This window comes from Clostridium sp. D53t1_180928_C8, from assembly GCF_015667795.1.
Taxonomy (GTDB): Bacteria; Bacillota; Clostridia; order Clostridiales; family Clostridiaceae; genus Clostridium.
This window is the reverse complement of record NZ_JADPEL010000003.1, coordinates 226,906-251,408: the sequence shown is the minus strand read 5'-3', so window position 1 is coordinate 251,408 and position 24,503 is coordinate 226,906. Positions and strand designations below refer to the sequence as shown.

The 24,503-nt window shown below is 28.5% G+C and carries 25 protein-coding genes, 1 tRNA gene and 1 other annotated feature; of the genes, 24 read left to right on the top strand and 2 right to left on the bottom strand.

Annotated features, from left to right (window positions below):
- Nucleotides 1-200 precede the first annotated feature (200 nt).
- Nucleotides 201-1,145 carry a magnesium transporter CorA family protein gene (locus I4V51_RS04030; RefSeq protein ID WP_195987023.1) on the bottom strand — a complete coding sequence of 315 codons (945 nt, stop codon included), beginning with the start codon at nt 1,143-1,145 and terminating at the stop codon, nt 201-203.
- A gap of 227 nt (nt 1,146-1,372) precedes the next feature.
- Between I4V51_RS04030 and I4V51_RS04025 the strand changes: the two genes are divergently transcribed.
- The 15 genes from I4V51_RS04025 (at nt 1,373) to disA (ending at nt 15,459) form a co-directional block, all read left to right on the top strand.
- A complete protein-coding gene (locus I4V51_RS04025; protein ID WP_195987022.1) occupies nt 1,373-1,855 on the top strand; it encodes a hypothetical protein in 483 nt (160 codons plus the stop codon).
- A gap of 179 nt (nt 1,856-2,034) precedes the next feature.
- Entirely contained in the window at nt 2,035-2,262 is a 228-nt protein-coding gene (locus I4V51_RS04020; RefSeq protein ID WP_195987021.1) for a sigma factor G inhibitor Gin, read from the top strand.
- Between the two features lie 33 nt (nt 2,263-2,295).
- On the top strand, nt 2,296-2,973 hold the full coding sequence (locus tag I4V51_RS04015) for a thymidylate kinase (RefSeq protein WP_195987020.1): 678 nt from the start codon (nt 2,296-2,298) through the stop codon (nt 2,971-2,973).
- Between the two features lie 333 nt (nt 2,974-3,306).
- Complete coding sequence (locus I4V51_RS04010; protein ID WP_195987019.1) at nt 3,307-3,642, top strand: cyclic-di-AMP receptor; 336 nt, start codon at nt 3,307-3,309, stop codon at nt 3,640-3,642.
- Nucleotides 3,643-3,666: 24 nt separating this feature from the next.
- On the top strand, nt 3,667-4,599 hold the full coding sequence (locus I4V51_RS04005) for a DNA polymerase III subunit delta' (RefSeq protein WP_195987018.1): 933 nt from the start codon (nt 3,667-3,669) through the stop codon (nt 4,597-4,599).
- 2 nt (nt 4,600-4,601) lie between these two features.
- Nucleotides 4,602-5,507, top strand: coding sequence for a stage 0 sporulation family protein (locus tag I4V51_RS04000; RefSeq protein ID WP_195987017.1), 906 nt, complete (start codon nt 4,602-4,604; stop codon nt 5,505-5,507).
- Between the two features lie 12 nt (nt 5,508-5,519).
- Complete coding sequence (locus tag I4V51_RS03995) at nt 5,520-5,723, top strand: heavy metal-associated domain-containing protein (protein WP_195987016.1); 204 nt, start codon at nt 5,520-5,522, stop codon at nt 5,721-5,723.
- 111 nt (nt 5,724-5,834) lie between these two features.
- On the top strand, nt 5,835-6,005 hold the full coding sequence (locus tag I4V51_RS03990) for a 4Fe-4S binding protein (protein WP_195468517.1): 171 nt from the start codon (nt 5,835-5,837) through the stop codon (nt 6,003-6,005).
- A 247-nt stretch (nt 6,006-6,252) separates the two neighbouring features.
- The gene (locus I4V51_RS03985; RefSeq protein ID WP_195987015.1) at nt 6,253-6,708 is read left to right on the top strand and encodes a CtsR family transcriptional regulator; all 456 of its coding nucleotides are present in this window, start codon (nt 6,253-6,255) and stop codon (nt 6,706-6,708) included.
- Between the two features lie 114 nt (nt 6,709-6,822).
- On the top strand, nt 6,823-9,261 hold the full coding sequence (locus tag I4V51_RS03980; protein WP_195987014.1) for an ATP-dependent Clp protease ATP-binding subunit: 2,439 nt from the start codon (nt 6,823-6,825) through the stop codon (nt 9,259-9,261).
- A gap of 162 nt (nt 9,262-9,423) precedes the next feature.
- Nucleotides 9,424-10,884, top strand: a complete 1,461-nt coding sequence (locus I4V51_RS03975; protein WP_195987013.1) for an NADP-dependent glyceraldehyde-3-phosphate dehydrogenase — start codon at nt 9,424-9,426, stop codon at nt 10,882-10,884.
- A 339-nt stretch (nt 10,885-11,223) separates the two neighbouring features.
- The gene (locus I4V51_RS03970) at nt 11,224-11,946 is read left to right on the top strand and encodes a GntR family transcriptional regulator (protein ID WP_195987012.1); all 723 of its coding nucleotides are present in this window, start codon (nt 11,224-11,226) and stop codon (nt 11,944-11,946) included.
- Nucleotides 11,943-12,674 (top strand): glucosamine-6-phosphate deaminase, encoded by a 732-nt coding sequence (gene nagB / locus I4V51_RS03965; protein ID WP_195987011.1) that lies wholly within the window; start codon nt 11,943-11,945, stop codon nt 12,672-12,674. The genes I4V51_RS03970 and nagB overlap by 4 nt, the downstream gene beginning before the upstream one ends.
- A gap of 272 nt (nt 12,675-12,946) precedes the next feature.
- Entirely contained in the window at nt 12,947-14,338 is a 1,392-nt protein-coding gene (radA, locus tag I4V51_RS03960) for a DNA repair protein RadA (protein ID WP_195987010.1), read from the top strand.
- Between the two features lie 56 nt (nt 14,339-14,394).
- Nucleotides 14,395-15,459 carry a DNA integrity scanning diadenylate cyclase DisA gene (gene disA / locus I4V51_RS03955; protein WP_195987009.1) on the top strand — a complete coding sequence of 355 codons (1,065 nt, stop codon included), beginning with the start codon at nt 14,395-14,397 and terminating at the stop codon, nt 15,457-15,459.
- Between the two features lie 69 nt (nt 15,460-15,528).
- Here the strand turns inward: disA and I4V51_RS03950 are convergent, their stop codons facing one another.
- Nucleotides 15,529-15,927 (bottom strand): DUF1573 domain-containing protein, encoded by a 399-nt coding sequence (locus I4V51_RS03950; RefSeq protein ID WP_195987008.1) that lies wholly within the window; start codon nt 15,925-15,927, stop codon nt 15,529-15,531.
- Between the two features lie 245 nt (nt 15,928-16,172).
- Here I4V51_RS03950 and I4V51_RS03945 point away from each other — a divergent pair, with 245 nt between their 5' ends.
- The 9 genes from I4V51_RS03945 (at nt 16,173) to I4V51_RS03905 (ending at nt 24,366) form a co-directional block, all read left to right on the top strand.
- The gene (locus tag I4V51_RS03945; protein ID WP_195987007.1) at nt 16,173-17,294 is read left to right on the top strand and encodes a PIN/TRAM domain-containing protein; all 1,122 of its coding nucleotides are present in this window, start codon (nt 16,173-16,175) and stop codon (nt 17,292-17,294) included.
- 12 nt (nt 17,295-17,306) lie between these two features.
- Nucleotides 17,307-17,981, top strand: a complete 675-nt coding sequence (gene ispD, locus I4V51_RS03940) for a 2-C-methyl-D-erythritol 4-phosphate cytidylyltransferase (protein ID WP_195987006.1) — start codon at nt 17,307-17,309, stop codon at nt 17,979-17,981.
- 67 nt (nt 17,982-18,048) lie between these two features.
- Nucleotides 18,049-18,230: a binding site (T-box leader), on the top strand.
- A gap of 88 nt (nt 18,231-18,318) precedes the next feature.
- Complete coding sequence (locus I4V51_RS03935) at nt 18,319-20,028, top strand: proline--tRNA ligase (protein ID WP_195987005.1); 1,710 nt, start codon at nt 18,319-18,321, stop codon at nt 20,026-20,028.
- Nucleotides 20,029-20,060: 32 nt separating this feature from the next.
- Nucleotides 20,061-21,461 (top strand): cysteine--tRNA ligase, encoded by a 1,401-nt coding sequence (cysS, locus tag I4V51_RS03930; RefSeq protein WP_195987004.1) that lies wholly within the window; start codon nt 20,061-20,063, stop codon nt 21,459-21,461.
- A gap of 232 nt (nt 21,462-21,693) precedes the next feature.
- Entirely contained in the window at nt 21,694-22,116 is a 423-nt protein-coding gene (locus tag I4V51_RS03925) for a ribonuclease III domain-containing protein (RefSeq protein WP_195987003.1), read from the top strand.
- Between the two features lie 14 nt (nt 22,117-22,130).
- On the top strand, nt 22,131-22,997 hold the full coding sequence (gene rlmB, locus I4V51_RS03920; RefSeq protein WP_195987002.1) for a 23S rRNA (guanosine(2251)-2'-O)-methyltransferase RlmB: 867 nt from the start codon (nt 22,131-22,133) through the stop codon (nt 22,995-22,997).
- A 23-nt stretch (nt 22,998-23,020) separates the two neighbouring features.
- Nucleotides 23,021-23,530 (top strand): NYN domain-containing protein, encoded by a 510-nt coding sequence (locus I4V51_RS03915; protein ID WP_195987001.1) that lies wholly within the window; start codon nt 23,021-23,023, stop codon nt 23,528-23,530.
- A gap of 34 nt (nt 23,531-23,564) precedes the next feature.
- Complete coding sequence (sigH, locus tag I4V51_RS03910; RefSeq protein WP_195987000.1) at nt 23,565-24,212, top strand: RNA polymerase sporulation sigma factor SigH; 648 nt, start codon at nt 23,565-23,567, stop codon at nt 24,210-24,212.
- 78 nt (nt 24,213-24,290) lie between these two features.
- A tRNA-Thr gene (locus I4V51_RS03905) sits at nt 24,291-24,366 on the top strand.
- The last annotated feature ends 137 nt before the right edge of the window (nt 24,367-24,503 follow it).

The following is a 24,503-nucleotide window of genomic DNA, read 5'->3' as shown; positions in this document are numbered from 1 at the left end:
GACGTGCGAGTAGCACGGCCAGTAACAGAGCCTTATAGGCGTAGAGCAAACCACCCGTTTTACGGGTGGTCCTGATTTTGCAAATTTTTAAGGGGCCAACATAAAATTAAAAAGATAATAATATAAAAATAAAAGTTATTCACATATAAATAAAAAATATCCACAACAAAATTCAATAGAGTTGTGGATATTTTTTATGTTTAACTAAACATATCTTTTTTATATAGAATAAATGCCGTTACTCCAGTTAAAAGTATTGTAAGAAATATAATAATTTCAAATCCATTAGGATTGTTTTGAAGTGGTAATGCAACATTCATACCAAATATCCCACCTATAATAGTTGGTATAGCCATTAATATAGTAACAGATGCTAATACCTTCATTACTATATTAAGATTATTAGATATAACAGAAGCAAAGAAGTCCATAGTACTAGATAAGATATTACTATAAATATCGGTCATTTCTATGGCCTGCTTATTTTCTATTATTACATCTTCTAGAACATCTTGATCATCTTTATATTTTTGCATTATTTCTAATTTTAACATTTTTTCAAGTGTTATTTCATTAGCTTTAAGTGATGTAGAGAAATAAACAAGAGACTTTTCTAGGGAATGTAATTGTATTAATTCTCTATTTTTCATAGATTTATGTAGTCTTTTCTCAATCATTACACTTTTTTTATCAATTTGTCTAAGGTATAGCAAATAATATGTAGATATTCTATTTAATATTTGAAGAATAAATCTTGATTTTTTGAAAGAAAAGAATGATTTTACCCTACCATTAATAAAATCAGTTATTATTCTACTATTTTTTAGACAGATAGTTATTATTTCTTTTTCGGAGTGAATAATTGCAAGTGGATATGTATCATAAGTTAAAGAGTTATCCTCCATTTCAGTAAATGGAATATCCACTACAACTAATGTAAATCCATCTTCAAAATCAATTCTAGATGTTTCTTCATCATCTAATGGAGCTCTTAAAAAGCTTAAGGGTACTCCTGTTTTTTTGGAAATTAAAATTAGCTCTTCTTCAGAAGGAGCAACTATGTTTATCCAACATCCATTTTCAATACTATCTAAAACTTGTAGTGATGAATTTGTTTCACTTACACTTTTGTATATTTGAATCATAAATGTTACCTCGCTATCAATAAATGAAATATATATTTAGATTATATCACAATAAGCTAATAATAATGCTTAATAGTTAGATTAATAAAGATATTCTAATATATTTATTGAATAATGGACAAGATAAACTAATAATCCCAAATTCAAGGTTTGTAATTAGCTTTAGAAAGTTAGTATAATCAAAATATTGTCATGAGAAATAATATAGGTTATTTAGAGGAGTTTCAATGATGCATAAGGAAATTAAAGAAGGTAAAAAAACAGTTGCAATAATTATATCGTTATTAACAATTACTGTAGCGCTATACATATATCAATTTTCTAAGATGACTTTTGGAAAAAGTATTACTGAAGAAATAGGTGTAGAAGTCATTTTAGTTATAGTAACACTAATAGTTTTAATTAAAGAAACTAAGAAATGCAACATGGCATATAAGTATTGCGTTATATCAGACAAGCTAATAATTAATAAAATAAATAGTAGAGTAGAAGAAAATGTTGAGAGTTTAAAGATAAAGGATATAATTTATATTGGAGAAAAAGCTAATGTTCCTAAGGAATATAATAAATGTAAATGTAGTAGACATTATATTAGAAAATTTGATAGAAATAAAAAGTTTTTATGTATATATAAAAAGCAAGGGAAAATATATAAATTTATATTTGAGCCTAGTGATGTTTTAGTAGATCGTATAAGACATTCTATATAGAATAAATAATAAAAGGTGAGATGGTTATTTGCCATCTCATCTTTTATTATTTAAATAAGACAAAGGATTAATATAATTTTCTATATTATGTATATATTAAATTTTTATAAAAATACTGAGTGATTAAGTATAGATAACAATCAATGGGACAGAATTAGTAAATAAAGGGAGGAGAGTATATGGATATTAGTAATAAAGATATATGGAGAGATGATAAAAAATATTGTATAATATGTGAGAAAGAAAACAAAGAAAGTGGAATTCAAATAATGAATAACTTTATTTGTGAAGAATGTGTACAAAGAATGAATATCATTGATGTGAGTAGCAAAGAATATGAAGATATAAAAAATAAATTAATGAAAGCTATAGCATCAAAGATTTCAAATTTAAAAGATTCGGATTAATGATTGTATTTGAAAATGAAAGGAAGAACGAGGATGGGTAAAGGTAAATTAATAATTATAGAATCAGGTTCAGATGCTAGTGGAAAAGCAACCCAATCTGAAAGATTATATGAAAGATTAATTAGTGAAGGTAAGAAATGTATGAAAATTACTTTCCCAGATTACAAAAGTGATTCTTCAGCTCTTGTAAAAATGTATTTAAATGGAGATTTCGGAAAGAATCCTAATGACGTAAGTCCTTATGTATCATCCACTTTTTATGCTGCAGATAGATATGCTTCATATAAAACTAAATGGGGTGAGTTTTACAATAGTGGAGGGATAATAATTAGTGATAGGTATACAACTTCTAATATGGTGCATCAAGCAGCTAAGATAGAGAGTCCTGAAAAGGAGAAATTCCTTGAGTGGTTATATGACTTAGAATTTAATATATATGGTATTCCAACACCAGATGAAGTAATATTTTTAGATGTTGATCCTGAAGTAAGCCAGGAGCTTATGAAAAATAGAATGAATAAATTTACTGGTGAAGAAGATAAGGATATACATGAAAGTAATAAAGAATATTTAATTAACTCATATAATAATTCATTATATGTTGCAGATAAATATAATTGGAAAATTGTAAAATGTTGTAATGATGGTAAGTTAAGATCTATAGAAGATATAAATAATGAGATTTATGAGAAGATAAAAAATTATATATAGTATTAAATAAGAGTTATTTGAAGTTGGATTATTTAATATATAAAATAATCTTAATTTTAAATAGCTCTTTTTCATTTTAAAATTTGTATATTTATTTAAAAATAGTAAAAAATAAATATTTATTAAACTATGGCCTAAAAAATTAATAACGTTAAAGTTAATAATTTTTTGTAGTTAATTAAACTTATGCTAACTTTAATTATAATAGTAGTAGAATATGAATATAAATTTTCATATAATAAATTATTTAAAGAGAAAATTTAGTAAATTATTATGTATTTATGATAAAATATAAGAGAATAAATTATTAGCTTATTAGTGGAGGTATGTGGTATGAAGTTGGTATTAGCTATAGTTCAAGATGACGATGCTATAGACTTAATTGAGGAGCTTACTGATAAAAATTTTAGAGTAACTAAATTAGCTACAACTGGAGGATTTTTAAAATCAGGTAATACGACTTTAATGATAGGGGTTGAAAAGGAAGTAGTTAAAGAAGTAGTTAAAGTAATAGAAGATGTGTGTAAGAGAAGAAGAGAAATGGTTTCTGCACCTACTCCAAGCACGATTGGAAGTGGTTCAGGAATGTATATGCCGTATCCAATTGAAGTTGAGGTTGGAGGAGCTACAATATTTGTTTTAGATGTTGATCAATTTTACAAGGTATAAGTAAGTTAATAAGGAGGTGATTGTGTGAGAGAATTTATAGGATATGAGACTTTGATTAATAATTTTAAAGATAGATGTATGAGTAATACTCTTTCTCATGCTCACCTCATAGCAGGAGAAGATGGAATAGGAAAAAGTAAGTTAGCTAACATATTAGCTAAGTTAATATTAAATGGTGAACTTTATAGAGAATATATAGATATTATAAATTATAGGAGCAGTAAAGCATCCTTTGGGGTAGATGATGTAAGAAATATAATAGAAGAAGTATCTAAAAAGCCTTTTGAAGGAGATAAGAAAGTAATTATAATACATGAAGGAAATAAATTAACTATTCAAGCTCAAAACGCACTTTTAAAAACTATAGAAGAGCCTCCAATAGGAGTTCACATAATAATATTATGTGAAAGTTTGGAGTTGATTTTAGATACTATAAAATCTAGATGTGAAATCTATAAGTTAACTCCCTTAACTAAGGAAGAATTATATGAATATATAAGAATTAAAAAATTTGATTTTAATGAAAATGATATAAAATCAGCTATAGCATTTAGTGAGGGAATTCCAGGACGAGTAGATAGATATTTTAATGATAATAATTTAAAAGAACTCAGAAGTAAGATAATAGAATTAATAAGAGATTTAAATAAAAATAATTTTGAGATTATATTACAGCATGAAGAAAATTTTGTTGGGTTAAAAGATAATAAGGAAGAAGTATTAAATATTCTAGGGGGATTTATAAGGGATATTTTAATACATAAGGAAGTTGAAAATAAGAATTTTATTATAAATGGTGATAAAATTGATGATATAAATGAGCTTACTAAAGAAATGTCCTTTAGGAAGTTAAATAATATGATAATGACTATAGAAGAAGCAAGAAGAAATATTAAGAGTAATGTTAGTTGGGCAATGACATTACGAGTAATGTTAATGGGCTTTATGGAGGGTTAATAATGATAAAAGTAGTCGGGGTTAGATTTAAGAAAGCTGGAAAAATATATTATTTTGATCCAGTTGATATGAATATACAAAAAGATACTTATGTAGTTGTTGAGACTGCGAGAGGTATAGAGTTTGGGGAATGTGTAATTGGAATAAAAGAAATAAGTGAAAATGATATAGTTGCACCCTTAAAAAGTGTTTTAAGAATAGCAACTGATGAGGATATAAATAAGCATTTTAAAAATAAAGATAAAGAAAAAGATGCATTTGATATTTGCTTAAAAAAAATTCAAGAACATGGATTAACAATGAAGCTTATAGATGTAGAGTATACATTCGATAATAATAAGGTTATTTTTTATTTTACAGCTGATGGAAGAGTTGATTTTAGAGAGTTAGTTAAAGATTTAGCTACAATATTTAAGACTCGTATTGAATTAAGACAAATTGGAGTTAGAGATGAAGCTAAAATGCTTGGAGGGCTTGGACCTTGTGGAAGACCAATGTGCTGTTCAACGTTTTTAGGTGATTTTGCATCTGTTTCTATAAAAATGGCAAAAGAGCAAAATTTATCTCTTAATCCAACAAAGATATCAGGAATATGTGGAAGACTTATGTGTTGTTTAAATTATGAACAAAGTACTTATGAGGATATTAGAAAGAGAATGCCGAAGGTTGGATCAATTGTTAAGACTAGTGAAGGAACTGGAGAAGTATTTTCAAACAATACTGTTAAAGAAAGTGTTAAGGTTAAACTTAAAAAAGGTGAGGAAGAAGTTTTAGAAGAGTTTAAAATAGAAACTGTTGAGCTTATAAAAGGTCATTATGAGGATTCTATAGATGATGATGATATAAAATTAGAAATAGAATCAGAAGAAGATAGAAAGTTAATTAAAAATCTTATAAAGGGTAACTAAGGAGGAAATTTAATGAAATCACTAGTTAGAATTTATAATTTAACTAACCATAAAGATATTATTAAAATTAAAAATCTGGTTAGTAATTATGAAGGTATTCTTGCGTGTGAAATTAATTTAAATAAAAAAGAGGTTAATTTAGTATATGATAGATTAAGTATAGCTATAGATGAGATAATAGCTTCTATTGAGAATTCTGGGTATATGGTGATTTAGTTAAGAATATGTTTATGAAAAGAAAGGCATATTAACTTTCCCTTTAAAAAGAAAAATTAGTATGATAAAATAATATTTGTATTAATTAAATACATGGGGGAGGTGTTTTTAATGGCATATTCAATTAATGATTCATGTGTTAACTGTGGTGCTTGCGCAGCAGAATGTCCAGTTAATGCTATAAGCCAAGGGGATACTCAATTCGTTATTGATGCAGATACATGTATCGATTGTGGAAACTGTGCAAATGTTTGCCCAGTAGGAGCTCCAGCTGAAGCTTAATAAAATTTTAGAGTCGTCAATTTGACGGCTCTTTTTTTATGTAAAAATATTTAGCTTGTAATAATTGCGGAGGGTTTAAGAAAAAATAAATTCGGATACAATAGGAGGTAGTAATAGCAATTATTATTAGTCTAACATACAATAATATATTTACCTAAAATAAAATAATTATTACATAGACATAAAAAAAAAAATTATATATAATTAAAGTCAAATAAGGTCAAAGTACGTTTAGGAAGGTGAAATTGTGGCAAGAATTTCAGATATAATAGCACAGTTTATTAAAGACATGATAGAAGACGAGAAAAATAAGGAGGTAGTTATTCAAAGAAATGAATTAGCTGATAAGTTTAATTGTGCGCCATCTCAAATTAATTATGTTTTGACAACAAGGTTTACAACTGAAAAAGGATATTTAATTGAAAGTAGAAGGGGTGGAGGAGGATATATAATAATCAAAAGAGTAGAATATAATAGTAAAGATAAACAATTAGATGCAATAAATAAAGCTATAGGAAATAGTCTAACTTATAATGCAGCAGTATTATTAATTCAACACTTATATGACACTAATATAATAACTAAAAGAGAATTTGAAATTATTAAGATGTCTATAAATGATAGAACATTATCAGCTGCTGAAGATAAAAATAAGCTAAGAGCAGAAATACTTAAGGGTATCATAATGGTTATTTTATCATAATAATTATAATAGATATAAGAAAATAATTATGGTAAAGAGGGTTGGATCATATTTACACAATTTAATAATAATTTGTATAGCAATCTATATTAAATTATATTTGGAGGTGACACTATGATTTTTGGGAGGTTTACAGAAAGAGCACAAGTTGTTTTAGTAGAAGCACAGCAAGAGTCTCAAAATTTTAAACATGGATATATTGGAACTGAACATGTTTTATTAGGAATATTGAAGGAAAATGGATATGCAGGTCAGCTTTTATCGGGTAAAGGAGTTACTATTGAAAAAGTAAGAAAGATGACTGAAGATTATTTAGGATTTGGAGATGATGAGGTTTCTAATGGAGAGATGCTATTAACTCCAAGGGCTAAGAGGTTATTTGATGATAGTTTAGATATAGCACGAAAGTATGGGCATAGCTTTATAAATCCAGAACATATATTGATGGCACTTGTTAATGAAGGTGAGGGTGTTGCTTATACTATTTTAACAAGTGGTAAAGTAGATCTAAGTGCACTTAAGCAAGAATTGGATAAATATATATCTGGAAATGAACTTAGAGAAAATAAAAAATCTATGCAAAAAGAGAAAAAACAAAATAAGACACCAGCTTTAGATCAATATAGTAGAGATTTAACACAAAGTGCAAGTGAGGGTAAGTTAGATCCAGTGATAGGAAGAGATGAAGAAACTCAAAGAGTTTTAGAAATCTTATGTAGAAGAATTAAGAATAATCCTTGTTTGATAGGTGAGCCAGGCGTTGGTAAAACTGCTATAATAGAAGGATTAGCTCAAAAAATAGTATCTGGTGATGCACCAGAAAGTCTAAGGGATAAGAGACTTTTAATATTAGATATTACATCAATGATTGCAGGAGCTAAGTATAGAGGTGAATTTGAAGAGCGTCTAAAAAAAGTAATGAATGAATTAAAAAATGAAGAAGATATAATAATTTTTATAGATGAAATTCATACTATAGTTGGTGCTGGAGGTGCAGAAGGTGCTATAGATGCCTCTAATATATTAAAACCAGCATTAGCAAGAGGAGAAATAAAGTGTATTGGTGCCACAACAATAGATGAATATAGAAAGCACATAGAAAAAGATGCAGCTTTAGAAAGAAGATTTCAAACAGTAAATGTAGAGCCGCCAACTAAGGAAGAGACTTTAAATATTTTATTTGGATTAAGGGATAAATATGAATCTCATCACAAGGTTAAAATTACTGATTCAGCTTTGTATATGGCTGTTGATTTAGCAGATAGATATATAAGTGATAGATATATGCCAGATAAAGCAATAGATTTAATTGATGAGGCTGCTGCTAAGGTTAGGATTTCTAGATTAACTTTTCCACCAGAAATTAAGCAAAGAGAACTAGATATTGAAAAGATTATGAATGAAAAAGAAGATACTATAAGAAATCAAGATTTTGAAAAGGCTGCAAATTTAAGAGATAAGGAAAAACAACTAAGAGAAGAGTTTGAAAAAATTAAAAATGAATGGAGAACTCATAGTTGTACTGAAGTACAAATTGTTGATGAAGATGATATTGCAAAGGTAGTAGCAATTTGGACTAAAGTTCCAGTAGCAAGATTAACAGAAAAAGAATCAGATAAGCTATTAAATTTAGAAGAAACATTAAGAAAAAGGGTTGTTGGGCAAGAGGAAGCTATAAGGGCCTTAACAAGGGCTGTAAAGAGAGCTAGGGTAGGGCTTAAAAATCCTAATAGGCCTATTGGAACTTTTATTTTTTGTGGACCTACTGGAGTTGGTAAGACAGAGCTTTGCAATGTTTTAGCGGAAGTTATGTTTGGAAAAGTAAGCAATTTAATTAGAATAGATATGTCGGAGTATATGGAAAAGCATTCTGTTTCAAGATTAATTGGAGCTCCTCCAGGATATGTAGGATATGAAGAAGGCGGACAATTATCAGAAGCTGTAAGAAGAAAGCCATATTCAGTAGTATTATTAGATGAGATTGAAAAAGCACATCCAGATGTATTTAATATTTTACTTCAAATAATGGAAGATGGAAGATTAACAGATGGAAAAGGTAAAACTATAGATTTTAAAAATACAATAGTTATTATGACATCAAATGTAGGAGCTCAAAAAATAAAGACACAAAGAAGAGTTGGATTTGATATTGCATCTAATTCAACTCAAGCGGAATATGAAAAAATTAAAGAAATAGTATTAGAGGAATTAAAGACAGCATTTAAACCAGAATTTTTAAATAGAGTAGACGATACTATAGTATTTAATCAACTTAAGGAAGAAGATACATTAGAAATAGTAAATATAATGCTAAAGGATACAATTAATAGATTAAAAGAAAAAAATATTGATTTAATTTATGATGAAGATTTAAATAAATTCTTAGTTACTAAAAATAAGAATTTAGACTTTGGGGCTAGACCATTAAGAGGAATAATAAACAGAGAAATAGTGGATAAATTAAGTGATGAACTATTAAAAGGTGAAATTAAAGTTGGGGATAAATTAAGGGTTGAATGTAAAGATGAAGGATTAATTTTTTCACACAGATAGAAGTTAATAAAGTATTAGTAGTAAAAGGGATTGTTAAATTTAAAGACTGAAGTTTGGTTTTAAATTTAATAGTCCTTTTTTGCTAAAAAATAAAAGGTAATTTAATAAATACCTATTTAGAGGGGAAAAATAAAAAAATACTTATAAGATAGGAGTGAGAATATGTTTAGCAATTTAGTAGGAGAAGAAAGAAAGTTTCGTAATCTTATCAATGGTCAATGGCTTGATAGCAAGAGTAAGGAGTTTATTGAGATTAGATCACCTATTAATCAAGAAGTAGTAGGAAAAGTACCTGCAATGACAAGAGAAGAAGTTGATGAAGTTATACAGATTGCAGTTAATGCTAGGGGAAAATGGAAGGAAACTCCTATTAATGAAAGAGCAAAAATATTATATAAAGCTGCAGATTTATTACAAGAGCGTATAGTTGATTTAAGTGATATTTTAATTCGTGAAATTGCTAAGGATATAAAGAGTGTAGAGTCAGAAATTAATAGAACAGCAGATTTTATTAGGTTTACAGCTGATACATCAAAAAGTATATATGGAGAAAGCATTCAGAGTGATAATTTTCCTGGGTTTGATAAAAAGAAATTATCTATTGTCGTAAGAGAGCCAGTAGGTGTAGTTTTAGCAATATCGCCATTTAATTATCCAATAAATTTAGCTGCATCTAAAATTGCACCAGCTTTAATAGCTGGGAATACAGTAGTTTTAAAGCCTGCGACTCAAGGAAGTTTATGTGGTCTATATTTGGCTAAAATATTTCAAGAGGCTGGTATACCAGATGGTGTATTAAATACTATTACAGGAAAAGGAAGTGAAATAGGAGATTATATAGTTACTCATCCTGCTATAGATTTTATAAATTTTACAGGAAGTAGTGAAGTTGGAATGAGAATATCTAAGATAACTAGTATGGTTCCATTATTAATGGAGCTTGGAGGAAAGGATGCTGCGATAGTTTTAGAAGATGCAGATTTAGATTTAACTGCAAAAAATATAGTAGATGGTGCATACTCTTATTCAGGGCAAAGATGTACGGCGGTAAAAAGAGTATTAGTAGAAGAATGTATAGCTGATAAATTAGTAGAAAAAATAAAGAGGTTAGTAGAAAAGCTTAAAGTTGGTAACCCTAATAATCAAGATGTTTCAATAGTTCCACTAATAGATGAAAAAGCTGCAGATTTTGTATGGGATATTATAGATGATGCTAGAAATAAGGGAGCTCACCTGATAGTAGGAGGAAAACGTGAGAATAATATTATTTACCCAACTCTATTTGATTATGTTACAACAGATATGAGATTAGCTTGGGATGAACCTTTTGGGCCAGTATTGCCAATAATACGAGTAAAAGATAAAGATGAAGCAATAAGAATAGCAAATCAATCACAATATGGATTACAATCATCAGTGTTTACTAATAATTTAGATAATGCCTTTTATGTGGCTGATAAATTAGAAGTAGGAGCAGTACAAATAAATAATAAGACTGAAAGGGGACCAGATCACTTTCCTTTCTTAGGAGTTAAATCATCTGGTATAGGAGTACAGGGGATAAAATATTCTATTGAAGCAATGACAAGAATAAAAGGAGTTATATTAAATTTAAAAAAGTAAGGTTATACCTTACTTTTTTGTTTTATGATATTACAATAATATTATTTTATAGAGGGATCATTATCTAAATTAGAATTTATGACCATGTTTTCTATAGAGTCAATAGGATAGTTGTCTAAAGAATCATTAGACAGATTTTTAGGTTTATAATCATTAAGAATGTTTTTAGAAGGAACATTATATAAATAAGATTTATCTATCAAAATACCATCTCCTTGCAATTTATATAGATAGCATTTCCAAATAATAAATAAATATGTATATTTGTTTATAAAAAAAATTCAAACTGGTATAGACAACTATATATATGTATCATATAATAACAGTGGGAGTGATAATATGATAGATAAAAATAGTCCAATACCAGTATATTATCAGTTAAAAAATGATTTTATAAAGAAAATAGCTAGTGGGATTTGGAAAGCTGGCGAATGTATTTCTAGTGAAAGAGAACTTTGTGAAATATATGATGTTAGTAGAATGACAATAAGACAAGCTATCGGTGAGTTAGTTCAAGAAGGGATATTAACAAGAAAAAAGGGCAAGGGAACTTTTGTATGTGAACAAAAAGTAAACCAAAAGGATATGATGAGTTTTACTGAGATGATAAAACAAAGTGGTAGAACATTAGAAACTAAAGTTGTAGAATTTGAAATTATAGAGACACCTGAAGATATACAGGATGTTTTTATATTAGATAGATTATATAAAATATCAAGAAAAAGAATAGTAGATAATGAATGTATCGCAGTAGAAACTGTATATATACCAGTAGATTACTGTGGACATCTAAATAAGGAAATGTTAGAAGGATCTTTATATAAGGTTTTAGAGGGATTTGGATATATAATTACAAATTCCAATTCATCTATAGTAGCAGTTAATGTTGATGATGAAATAAGAAAAATACTAGAGTGTCAAATTGATACACCAATATTGAAAGTAGTTAGTAAAACATTTACTAATACAGATAAGCTTTTATTTTTAGAAGAGGCATTTTATAAATCAGATAAATTTACTTTACAAGTAAATATTTCAAGAAGAGAGGGAGAAGTATTATGAATTTAAGAGTTGTTAATAGTTATGAAGAATTAAGTAAGGTTGCAGCAAGTGAGTTTTCTAAGGTTATAAAGGAAAAACCAGATGCAATTTTAGGTTTGGCTACAGGTGGATCACCAATAGGAATGTATAAAGAGTTAATAAAAATGTATGAAAATAAAGAGTTGGATTTTTCAAAAATAACAACTGTAAATTTAGACGAGTATATAGGGTTAAATCCAGAACATAGTCAAAGCTATAGATATTTTATGAATGATAATCTATTTAATCATATAAATATAAATTTAGCTAATACATTCGTACCAAATGGATTAGCTAAAGATTTAGAAGTTGAATGTAAAGAATATGATAAAAGAATAATAGAATTAGGTGGAATTGATATCCAACTTTTAGGGGTTGGAAATAATGGACATATTGCATTTAATGAACCAGATGAGCATTTATCTGCTGGGACTCATGTAATATCTTTAACAGAAAATACTATAGAAGCAAATGCAAGATTTTTTGACAATATTGATGATGTTCCAAGAACAGCTATTACAATGGGTGTAGGTGGAATAATGAAAGCTAAAAAGATTATTCTTATTGCATCAGGAGAAAGTAAGGCAGAAGCTATTAAAGGATTATTTTCAGGAAAAATTACTACTGAAAATCCAGCATCAATGCTACAAATGCATAGAGATGTTACTGTAATAGTAGATAAAGAAGCAGCAAAGCTTATTGAAAATTAATAAATTATAGAAAAAAAGTATATAAATAAGTATAGAAATAAACCATAAGAGTTAATATAGACCTTATGGTTTATTTTTATATTTTTTATATTTTTTATATTTTAAGTATGTTATATTATATAGAGTAAATTGGAATTTAAGTAAGACTTTAAATTTTATTTTTAGTTATTTTAACGTGATTTAGAATATAATTTTTAATTTAAAAGGTTAAAGTACTAATAATATGATATTATAAGATATTAAATTTTAAATATAGATAGAGTGGTGAAAGTATGGCAAAGATAAAATCTGTATTTATATGTCAAGAATGTGGATATGAATCACCAAAATGGATGGGAAAATGTCCAGATTGTAGTAACTGGAATACTTTTAATGAAGAGCAAGTTGTTCAACAAAATAAAGCAGCTAAAGAAGCTGTAAAGGTAAGACAATTATCTAAAAAGCCTATTAAAAAGTTATCGGAAGTGACTTCCAGTAAAAGTGATAGAATTATAACTGGAATCAGTGAATTTGATAGAGTTATGGGTGGAGGAATAGTTAAGGATTCTATTACTATAATAACTGCAAGACCAGGAGCTGGAAAATCAACTTTATTATTACAAGTAGCAGATAATATTGCTAGGGGTGGACATAAAGTTATTTATGCATCTGGGGAAGAAAGTGATAGTCAAATTAAAAATAGAGCAGATAGAATATTAGATAAAATTAATGAAAATATATGGGTTGTTCAAGAAACAAGTATGGATAATGTTGTAGCCGCTGTTGATGAAATAGATCCAGATTTGTTAATTATAGATAGTATTCAAACATTTACTATGGAAGGTTCATTGCCTGCAAGAGCTGGGTCTCCTACTCAAACAATGGAGTGCGCTAATGAACTTTTAAGAATAGCAAAAGATGATAAAAGGCAAAGAGCCGTAATTATAGTTGGGCAAATGACAAAGGCGGATGAACTAGCTGGACTTAGAGCGTTAGAACATTTAGTTGATACAGTATTAATTATTGAATGCGATACTGATGAGGAGTTAAGAGGGCTTGTAAGTTCAAAAAATAGATTTGGAAGCACTGGAGAAACTGGATTTTTTCAAATGTCTGAAAAGGGTATGATTTCTATTGATAATCCATCAGAGTTTTTTATGACTAAAAGAGAAGATGGGGAGATAGTATCAGGAAGTACATTAACAGTTATAAAAGAAGGTTCAAGACCTATAATTACAGAAGTAGAAAGTTTAGTATCAAAAACATTTACCCCGTATCCAACTAGAATAGGTGAAACATTAGGAAAAGATAAGTTAAATACATTAATATCTATTTTAGAGCAAAGAGGTGGAATAAATCTTTATGATAAGAATGTTATTATAAAGACTACTGGTGGAATGCGAATAAGGGAACAAGGTATTAATTTAGCTGTTATTATGAGTATAGTTTCGTCTGTAAAACAAAGAGGAATAGAGGCTAATATTGCATTTATAGCAGATGTGGGATTAACAGGAGAACTTAAAAAGGTTCCATCTATAGAAGTAAGAGTTAAAGAATTAGCTAGAATGGGATTTAAAAAAGTATATGTAGCTAAAGGATCCTTTAGTAAAGAGGTTAAAATATCTAACATAGAAATAATGTCAATGAAAACATTAAATGATGTTATAGCAGATGTATATAAATAGGTGTAGAATATAATTATTATAGAAAGTATGTGAAATTAATAGATTAGGTGATTAGCATGAGAGTTAAGGATGATAATGAAATAAAAAATATATTAAAAATAGTTAGTCCAGGAACAAATTTGAGAGAAGGATTAGAAAATATTCTAAGAGCTAAGACTGGTGGATTAATAGTTTTAGGTGATTCTGAAGATGTAATGGATATAGTGGATGGTGGATTTAATATAAATGCAGAGTATACACCGGCATATATTTATGAGTTAGCTAAAATGGATGGAGCAATAGTATTAAGTCAAGACTTAAGAAAGATAGTTTGTGCTAATGCACAATTATTACCGGATCCATCTGTAACAACCTATGAAACAGGAACGAGACATAGAACAGCACAGAGAATTGCAAAACAGACTGATACTATAGTTGTTGCTATATCTCAAAGAAGAAATATTATTACAATATATAAGGGTGATATTAAATATATATTACAAGATAGTAGTGTAATATTAGCAAGAGCTAATCAGGCTATTCAAACTTTAGAAAAGTATGTTAATGTGTTGGAAAGAGTAATAAATAATTTAAATATCTTAGAGTTTCAGGATTTAACAACTATTTTTGATGTGGTAACTGCAATACAAAGAACTGAAATGGTTATGAGAATAGTTGAAGAAATAAAAAGATACATTTTAGAACTTGGTAATGAAGGTAGACTTATTTCTATGCAACTTAATGAGTTAATAAGATATATAGAAAGAGATGGAATACTTTTAATAAGGGACTATTGTGGAGAGAATGCAGATCATAATAGCATATATAAAGATATTCAAAAATTAAATTCGGAAGAGCTAGTTGATTTAGAAATTATAGCTAAGGTACTTGGATTTGGAGGTGTACCATTAGTAGATACATTAATTTCTCCAAAGGGATATAGAATATTATTTAAAATTCCTAGAATACCAACTAATGTAATTGAAAATTTAATAAAACATTTTAGTAAGTTAAAGTATGTAATTACTGCAAGTAAAGATGAATTGGATCAAGTTGAAGGTATAGGAGAAGCTAGAGCAACTGCAATAAGAAGTGGATTAAAGAGAATAAAAGAGCAAATTCACTTAAAGAAAGAAATTTAATTAATAAACAGAATATTAATATAAAATATTGGTAAAAATATATAAGCAGGTATAAACCTGCTTATATATTTATCTAAAGGTAAATTTACCTAGGGTGTTAATTTTATCGCTTTCTTTCAATAGAACGTCGTAAAGATTTATATCAAGAAGATTACAAAGAGAAGTAAGATAGAATAAATTATTACCAATTTCTCTTTCTATAACTTCACGGCAGTTTTCACATAAGCAACCATCTACATGAGTTTTTAAACACTTAGATAAATCTTCCAATGAGTTGTCTTCATTTGGCAGACATTGCTTTTTTGCATTTATCTCAATGCAACCACAGTTTGTAACAGCTTTAGCTACTGCTCTGTTAATTCTAGAACTAGATTCAGTATATTTAGTTAGAACATCCAGAATACTTTTGTGTCTTAATAGAGATTCACTGACGTCATTTTGAAAGCTATCAAATATAATGTCTTTCATTTGCCTCAACTCCTTAGAAATATAATCCTTATATAAATTATAAGTATTTTCAGACAATTTTGTCAATACAACCCTTGTCTGTATTGTTTAATATTATAATAAACAACCTGTGTTTATTTTGATAGGGGGTATTAATATTTAATTTTAAAATTTAAATACTTGTAATAGTAATATTAATATTATGGTATAATAAAAAATGGTTATTTATAACTATTATGTATAGCTTTTAAATAGGAGGTGATTTTTTGTTTAAAAAAGGTTTAAAGATTATTTTTACTCTTTTAGGATTAGTCATTGGTTATATTGCTTGTGAAGGTGTATTAGCTATTGGAAGAGGATTTAAAATCCATATTATTAAAGGTGCAGTAGCAACTACAATACTTTATATTTTTTGTATGTTATTATTCGGAATTATTTTTTATTTTATTTCACCAGGACTATATAAATTGATATCAAGTACTATAGATAAAATGGAAAAAAATATTCAAAGATTAAGTGCACAAGAATTGATTTTTGGGAGTGTAGGAACTTTAATAGGATTAATTATTGCAGCATTTATAGGAGCTCCTCTTTCAGGAATATTTTCAGGAATACATCCTGCTATAGGACCTATAATATTTGTATTATTAGAGTTAATAGCATCAATAATTGGAGCAGAGATATTCATAAAGAAAAGAGATGATATTTCATCAACTTTGCTTATATTTAAAAAGAATAATATAAGAGATAAGGACAAGGAAAAAGAAAAGAAATCTAAAGGTTCAATAAAGAGTACTGCAAAGGTATTAGATACATCTGTTATAATTGATGGTAGAATTTTTGATTTGTGTAAGACTGGCTTTATAGAAGGAACTTTAGTTATACCTAGCTTTGTTTTAGATGAGCTTCGTCATATATCTGATTCATCGGACTCTCTAAAAAGAAATAGAGGAAGAAGAGGTTTAGATATATTAAATAAGATTCAAAAAGAACTAGAAATTGAAACAGAAATTTGGGAAGGCGATTTTAAGGAAATAGCAGAGGTTGATAGTAAACTATTAAAGCTTGCCCAAAAGTTAAATGGAAAAGTTATAACAAATGATTTTAACCTGAATAAAGTTGCTGAATTTCAAGGTGTACCTGTTTTAAATATAAATGACTTGGCTAATGCAATAAAACCAGTAGTTCTTCCAGGAGAAGAAATGAAAATTGTAGTTATAAAAGATGGTAAAGAATCTACACAAGGAATTGGATATTTAGATGATGGAACTATGATTGTTGTTGAGGGTGGAAGAAAATTTATTGGGGAAGAAATTTTTGTAATAGTTACATCTGTTCTCCAAACATCTGCTGGAAGAATGATATTTGCAAAACCAAAGGACAATTAAAGGAGAAATTTCATGATAAGTGCTATCATTTTAGCAGGGGGAAAGGGCAAAAGGATGAATGCTTCAATAAGTAAGCAATTCATTGAGATAAAAGGAAAGCCTATTATTTATTATACGATTAAAAAGTTTAATGAAAATAAAAAAATAGATAATATAGTAGTTGTTTTATCAAAGGATGAAGTAGAATATTTTAAAGAAAATATTTTAAAAAAGTATTCTCTTAAGGTTGATAAAATAATTATAGGTGGCAATGAAAGACAAGATTCTGTATATAATGGGTTGAAAAGCTTGGAAAATAGTAAAACTGATATAGTATTAATCCATGATGGTGCAAGACCGTTTCTTTCAGATAGAATAATAAATGATGGAATAAAATATGCATCTGTTTATGGTGCGTGTGCACCAGGTGTAATGCCTAAGGATACTATAAAAATCAAAGATGAAAGTAATTTTTCAATAAAAACCCCTAATAGGGAAGATTTAATGGCGATTCAAACACCACAAGTTTTTAAGTTTAATGAAATTTTTGAGTGTCACAAAAGAGTCAAAGAAGATAAAGTAATTGTTACAGATGATACAATGGTATCAGAAATGTATGGATATAAAGTATATCTTTATGATGGTGAGTATACTAATATTAAGGTTACAACCCCAGAGGATTTGATTTTAGGAGAAAAGCTTGTTTAAATTAAATCTTATTATTATTGACAGAGTTTTTTCAAGATTATATAATTAATTAATCAAAAAAATATTACTTAAAGCAGTGATGAAGAATAGTAGAAATCGCCTTTTCAGAGAGAAAATCCGTAGGCTGTAAGATTTTCAATAGATTTTGAACCAGCTTTTGAGTTGTAGGTAAAAACTATCGGTTTAACACCGTTATCATTATTAAAGCACAAATTTAGGTGGTACCGCGGATATAAGTTCGCCCTAATTCTATATTAGGGGGAACTTTTTTTATAATCAAAATTATAAAGTAATGAATTAATAAAAATATTAAATAGAGAGTCTGGAGGAACAAATTATGAAAATGTCAAATATGTTAGTATCAACGTTAAGAGAAGTACCAGCAGAGGCAGAAATAGATAGTCATAAGCTTATGCTTAGGGCAGGTATGATTAGAAAGATGGCTGCAGGTGTTTATAACTATATGCCAATAGGCTTAAAGGTTTTAAAAAATATTGAAGATATAGTTAGAGAAGAGATGAATGCTGCAGGCGCACAAGAATTCTTAGCTTCAGCAGTATTACCAGCAGAATTATGGCAAGAGTCAGGTAGATGGGATGTCTATGGAGATGAGATGTTTAGATTAAAAGACAGAAACAATAGAGATTTTTGTCTTGGACCAACTCATGAAGAAGTTTTTACTGATATTGCTAGAAATGAAATAAAATCATATAAGCAATTACCAGTTAATCTTTATCAAATTCAAACAAAATATAGAGATGAAAGAAGACCAAGGTTTGGAATTATGAGATCGAGAGAATTCATAATGAAAGATGCTTATAGCTTTGATAAGGATCAAGCAGGATTAGATGTATCTTATGATAAAATGCACGATGCATATGTAAAAATATTTAATAGATGTGGAATAGATGCAAAATGCGTTGCTGCAGATTCAGGAGCAATTGGTGGATCAAATTCTGCTGAATTTATGGTTAAATCAGAAGTTGGAGAAGATGACGTAGTATTCTGTAGCGCTTGTGATTATGCTGCAAATATAGAAAAGGCAGAAGCCACTCCAGAAAAGGCAGAGGTAGAAGAATTATTAGAAATGGAAAAGGTATCTACACCAGATAGTAGAGGAATTGATGAAGTTTCTGATTTCTTAAAAGTATCACCAAAGAAAACTGTTAAACTTCTAATGTTTAACGTTGATGGAAAAATAGTAGGTGTAGTTGTTAGAGGAGATAGAGAAGTTAATGAAGTAAAGGTATCAAATGCAGCAAAAGCTTCAACTGATATAATAATGGCTTCTCATGAAGAGTATACTAATGCAACTGGTTGTGAAGTTGGATTTGGTGGACCAGTAGGAATAAAGGTAGACTTATTATTAGTAGATGAAGAAGTTACTTATATGTATAATATGATAACAGGAGCAAATGAAACTGGATATCACTTAAAAAATGTTAACTATGGAAGAGACTTTGAAGGAACTATAGGAGACTTTAGAAATATAGAAAATGGAGAAAAATGCCCTGAATGTGGTGCTGAAGTAACTATAGCAAGAGGAACTGAAGTAGGTCATATATTTAAATTAGGAACTAAATATTCTGAAGCTATGAATGCTACATTTATAGATGAAAATGGAAAGAATACTCCATTTGTTATGGGATGCTATGGAATTGGTGTTACAAGAACTATGGCTTCAATAATAGAACAACATCATGATGAAAATGGTATAGTATGGCCATTATCAGTAGCGCCATATCATGTTTCTGTGATTCCAGTAAATATCAAAGATGAAGCGCAAATGGAAATAGCTAATAAATTATATGAAGAGTTAAAAAAAGCTGGTGTAGATGCTATATTAGATGATAGAAATGAAAGACCAGGAGTTAAATTTAAGGATTCAGAACTTATAGGAATTCCAATGAGAGTTACTGTAGGTAAAAAAATAGCTGATGGCGAAGTAGAATTTAAATTAAGAGATGGTGAAATGGAAGTAATAAAAATAGAGGATGTTATTACGACTGTAAAATCTCAATTCGAAAAGAATAATATAAGATTATAGAATTAAAAAAATAAAAAAGGAGGTATTATTAAATGAAAATATATAATTCTTTAACTAGAAAAAAGGAAGAATTTATTCCGTTAAATCCAGGGAAAGTCAATATGTATGTTTGTGGTCCAACAGTTTATAATTATTTTCATATAGGAAATGGTAGAACATTTATTGTTTTTGATACTATAAGAAGATACATGGAATATAGAGGATATGAAGTTAACTTTGTTCAGAATTTTACTGATATAGATGATAAGATGATAAACAAAGCTAATGAAGAAAATACAACAGTAAAAGAAATTGGGGATAAATATATTTGTGAGTATTACAAGGATGCTGACGGGCTTAATATTAAAAGGGCCACTACTAATCCAAGAGCTACAGAATATATTAGTGAAATAATAAAATTCGTTTCAGGATTAATAGAAAAAGGATATGCATATGAAGTGAATGGAGATGTTTACTTCAGAACTAAAAAGTTTGAGGGTTATGGGCAACTTATAGGTCAAAATTTAGAAGATTTACAAGCAGGAGCCAGAATAAATGTTGATGAAAGAAAAGAAGATCCAATGGATTTTGCTATTTGGAAAGCACAAAAACCAGGTGAACCTGCTTGGGAATGTCCTTGGGGATTAGGAAGACCGGGATGGCATATTGAATGTTCATGTATGGCTAAAAATTTACTTGGAGATACAATAGATATACATGCTGGAGGTATGGATTTAGCCTTCCCACATCATGAAAATGAAATTGCTCAAAGTGAAGCATTAACAGGAAAGAAATTTGCAAACTATTGGATGCATGCAGCATTTTTAAATGTTAATAATCAAAAAATGTCTAAGTCTTTAAATAACTTCTTAACAGCAAGAGATGCGTTAAAAGAATATGATGCAGATGTAATAAGATTTTTAATGTTGTCAGGACACTATAGAATTCAATTAAACTTTAGTAATGAGTTATTAGAATCAGCTAAAGCTTCTATTGAAAGATTATATAATGCTATAGGTAATTTAGAAAACTTAATATTAGAAGTTAAAGTTGAAAAAATGAATGATGAGGAAGTTAAGTATTTAGAATCGTTAGATGCGTATAGACAAAGGTATATTGAAAAGATGGATGACGATTTTAACACTGCAGATGCTATCTCAGTTTTATTTGATTTAATAAGAGATATTAATAGTAATGTAGGAATTAATTCATCTAAGGAGTTATGCGAAAAAGCCTTAGAGTTAATAAGAGAATTAGGATTACCATTAGGAATACTACAAAAAACAACTAAAGCAAACTTAGAGGAAGAAATTGAGGCTTTAATAGCTGAAAGACAACAAGCTAGAAAAGATAGAAATTTTGCTTTGGCTGATAAAATAAGAGATGCTTTAAAAGCTAAAGGAATAGAACTTTTAGATACTCCACAAGGAGTTAGATGGAAAAAAATAGATTAATTTAATCAATTGTTTAAGAATTAAGAGTTTAGAGTTAAGAAGTAAAGGCAGTAAAACTGGCTTTAAAATAAAAAATAAAAAGCTGTTTTAGAAGCTTTATTCTTAATTCTTGACTCTTAATTTTTAATTATAAATTATTATATAAATAATTTAGTTAGATATTTATATATTAAGGATTTAAGGTTAGTATAATTAATGTACTGACTTTTAATCATGTAATGAGGAGAAAAATATGCTAAATGATTTTAGAGTAAAAGAATTTACTGAAAAAGAGGCTAGACTTTTAAATCCCCTTCAACTTGCTTTAATAGGAGATGGAGTATATGAACTTTTTATTAGAAATTCAATACTGTCAAATAATCTTGAGTTAAGCGCTCATAAAATTCATGTTAAAGCAATTGGATACGTTAAGGCAAAAAGTCAAAGTACAATTATGCATGAAATAGAAGAATTTTTGACAGAAGACGAAAGTTACATATATAAAAGAGGAAGAAATGCTAAATCTGCAACAGTTCCTAAAAATGCCGATGTTAGAGACTATAGAATGGCAACAGGTTTTGAGGCCTTAGTTGGGTACTTATATTTAATTGGTAATACGGAAAGATTAGAATTTATTTTTAATCATGCATTAAAAAGTGAGTTAAATAATAAATAAGGAGAAAATATTTTATGGCGAAAAGAGAAAATCCAAGAAGAAGAGAAAGAGAATTTAATAAATTACAAGAAAAAGCTAATAGAGAGCAAAGAAGAGAAAGAGTCTATACTACACCAGCAAAAGAAACTAATTTAGAAGCTTTAAGAGAAGATTTAATAATAGGAAGAAATGCAGTTATTGAAGCGTTAAAAAGCGATAGAACTATTGAATGTATTTATTCTATTAAAGGTGATTTAGAAGGTTCAATAAAGGTTGCCCTAGGATTAGCAAAGGATAAAGGAATAGTAATTAAAGAAGCAGATAGAAGAAAATTAGATGCTATGTGTGAAGGATTAAATCATCAAGGAATTATTGCTAAAATTACTCCGTTTAAATATAGTGAAGTTAACGATATATTAGAATATGCTGATAAAAAAGGTGAAAAGCCATTTATAATTATATTAGATGAAATAGAAGATCCCCATAATTTAGGATCAATTATAAGAACTGCAGAATTATGTGGTGTTCATGGAATAATAATACCAAAAAGGAGAAATGTTGGAGTTACTTCTACTGTATATAAATGTGCAGCTGGTGCAATAGAACATATGAAAATTGCAAAGGTTACTAATATAAATGCTACAATAGATATCTTAAAAGAAAGAGGAATTTGGGTCTATGGGGCTGATATACATGGAAAAGATTATAGCTATAATACTGATTTCTCAGGACCATGTGCGTTAATTATTGGTAGTGAAGGAAAGGGAATATCAAACTTAACTCTTAAAAAATGTGATTTATTAGTTAAAATCCCTATGGTAGGTAAAATTAACTCTTTAAATGCTTCAGTTGCAGGTGGTATAATGATGTATGAGGTATTAAAAGGTAGATTAACTAAATAGTTTAATACTAACAGAGGTTAAAAGTGAAATTTATTTTTATAGATGGATATAATGTAATAAATAGCTGGAGTAATTTAAAGAGAGAAAAGGAAATAAGTTTAGATAGTGCAAGGCAAAAACTAATTGATATTTTGCATAATTATGGTGCAATTCATCAATGTAAAATTATGCTTGTATTTGACGGATATAGAGTAGCAGGAAATTTAGAGAATAAATATGAACACAATAAAAATCTTACAGTAGTTTTTACTAAAAGTGGAGAAACCGCTGATGCTTATATTGAAAGAGAAATACATAATATAGGAAGAAGATTTGAGGTGTCTGTAGTAACGTCAGATTCTTTAGAGCAACAAACTATATTTCAAAGAGGTGCAACTAGAATTTCTAGTGTAGAGTTTTATAATATGGTGTTTGATACATCTGAGGATATAAAGAGAACTAGCAGTAAGGTGAATCCATCATATAAGAGTACTGTACAAGACAATATTGATGAAGATATACTAAAAAAATTAGAGGCTATGAGGCGTGGGTAAATATAAAGGTGTTTTAGGAAATGGAGGGGGATTTGTGAATAACAAAGATTATTCAAAGGAAATAGCAGTTGAGTTTGAGGGAAAAGAAGAAGAAGAAATAGTTATAAAGGCTAAAAATGGAGATGTGAGAGCACAAGAATATGTTATTTCTAAGTATGAAGGCTTTGTGAAAGCAAAATCTAGATCATATTTTCTAATAGGTGCTGATAAAGAGGATATTTATCAAGAAGGAATGATTGGTCTATATAAGGCGATTAGAGATTTTAATTATGAGAAATCAACAACATTTAAGGCGTTTGCTGAGTTATGTGTAACAAGACAAATAATAACTGCAATAAAAACAGCTACAAGACAGAAGCATATACCTTTAAATACATATATTTCTCTTAATAAACCAGTATCAGAAGATGATTCAGAAAGGACACTTTTGGATATACTTTCTAGTATGAAGATTAGTGATCCTGAAGAACTTGTTATAGGGAAGGAAGAAAAGGCTCAAATAGAAGATGCTATTTCAAGAGTCCTTTCGGATTTAGAAATGGAAGTATTACAATCTTATTTAGATGGTAAGTCTTATCAAGAAATAGCCTGTGATTTAGATAGACATGCAAAGTCTATAGATAATGCACTTCAAAGAGTTAAGAGAAAGCTTGAAAAGTGCCTTTCCGACAATAAACAATAATAGTAAAATAATATTGACAAAAAAAACAAATGATAGTAAACTTTATAATTGGTATATTAAAGTGCGAGCCACTTTAATGCTCGTGTAGCTCAGTCGGTAGAGCGTCGCCTTGGTAAGGCGGAGGTCGTCGGTTCAATCCCGATCATGAGCTCCATAGAGAATATAAATTAGTATGCAAACGCTAGGCAAAGTTTATTTAAAATAAGGAGGAATTTCAAATGGCAAAGCAAAAGTTCGAAAGAAGTAAACCACACGTAAATATCGGAACAATCGGTCACGTAGACCACGGTA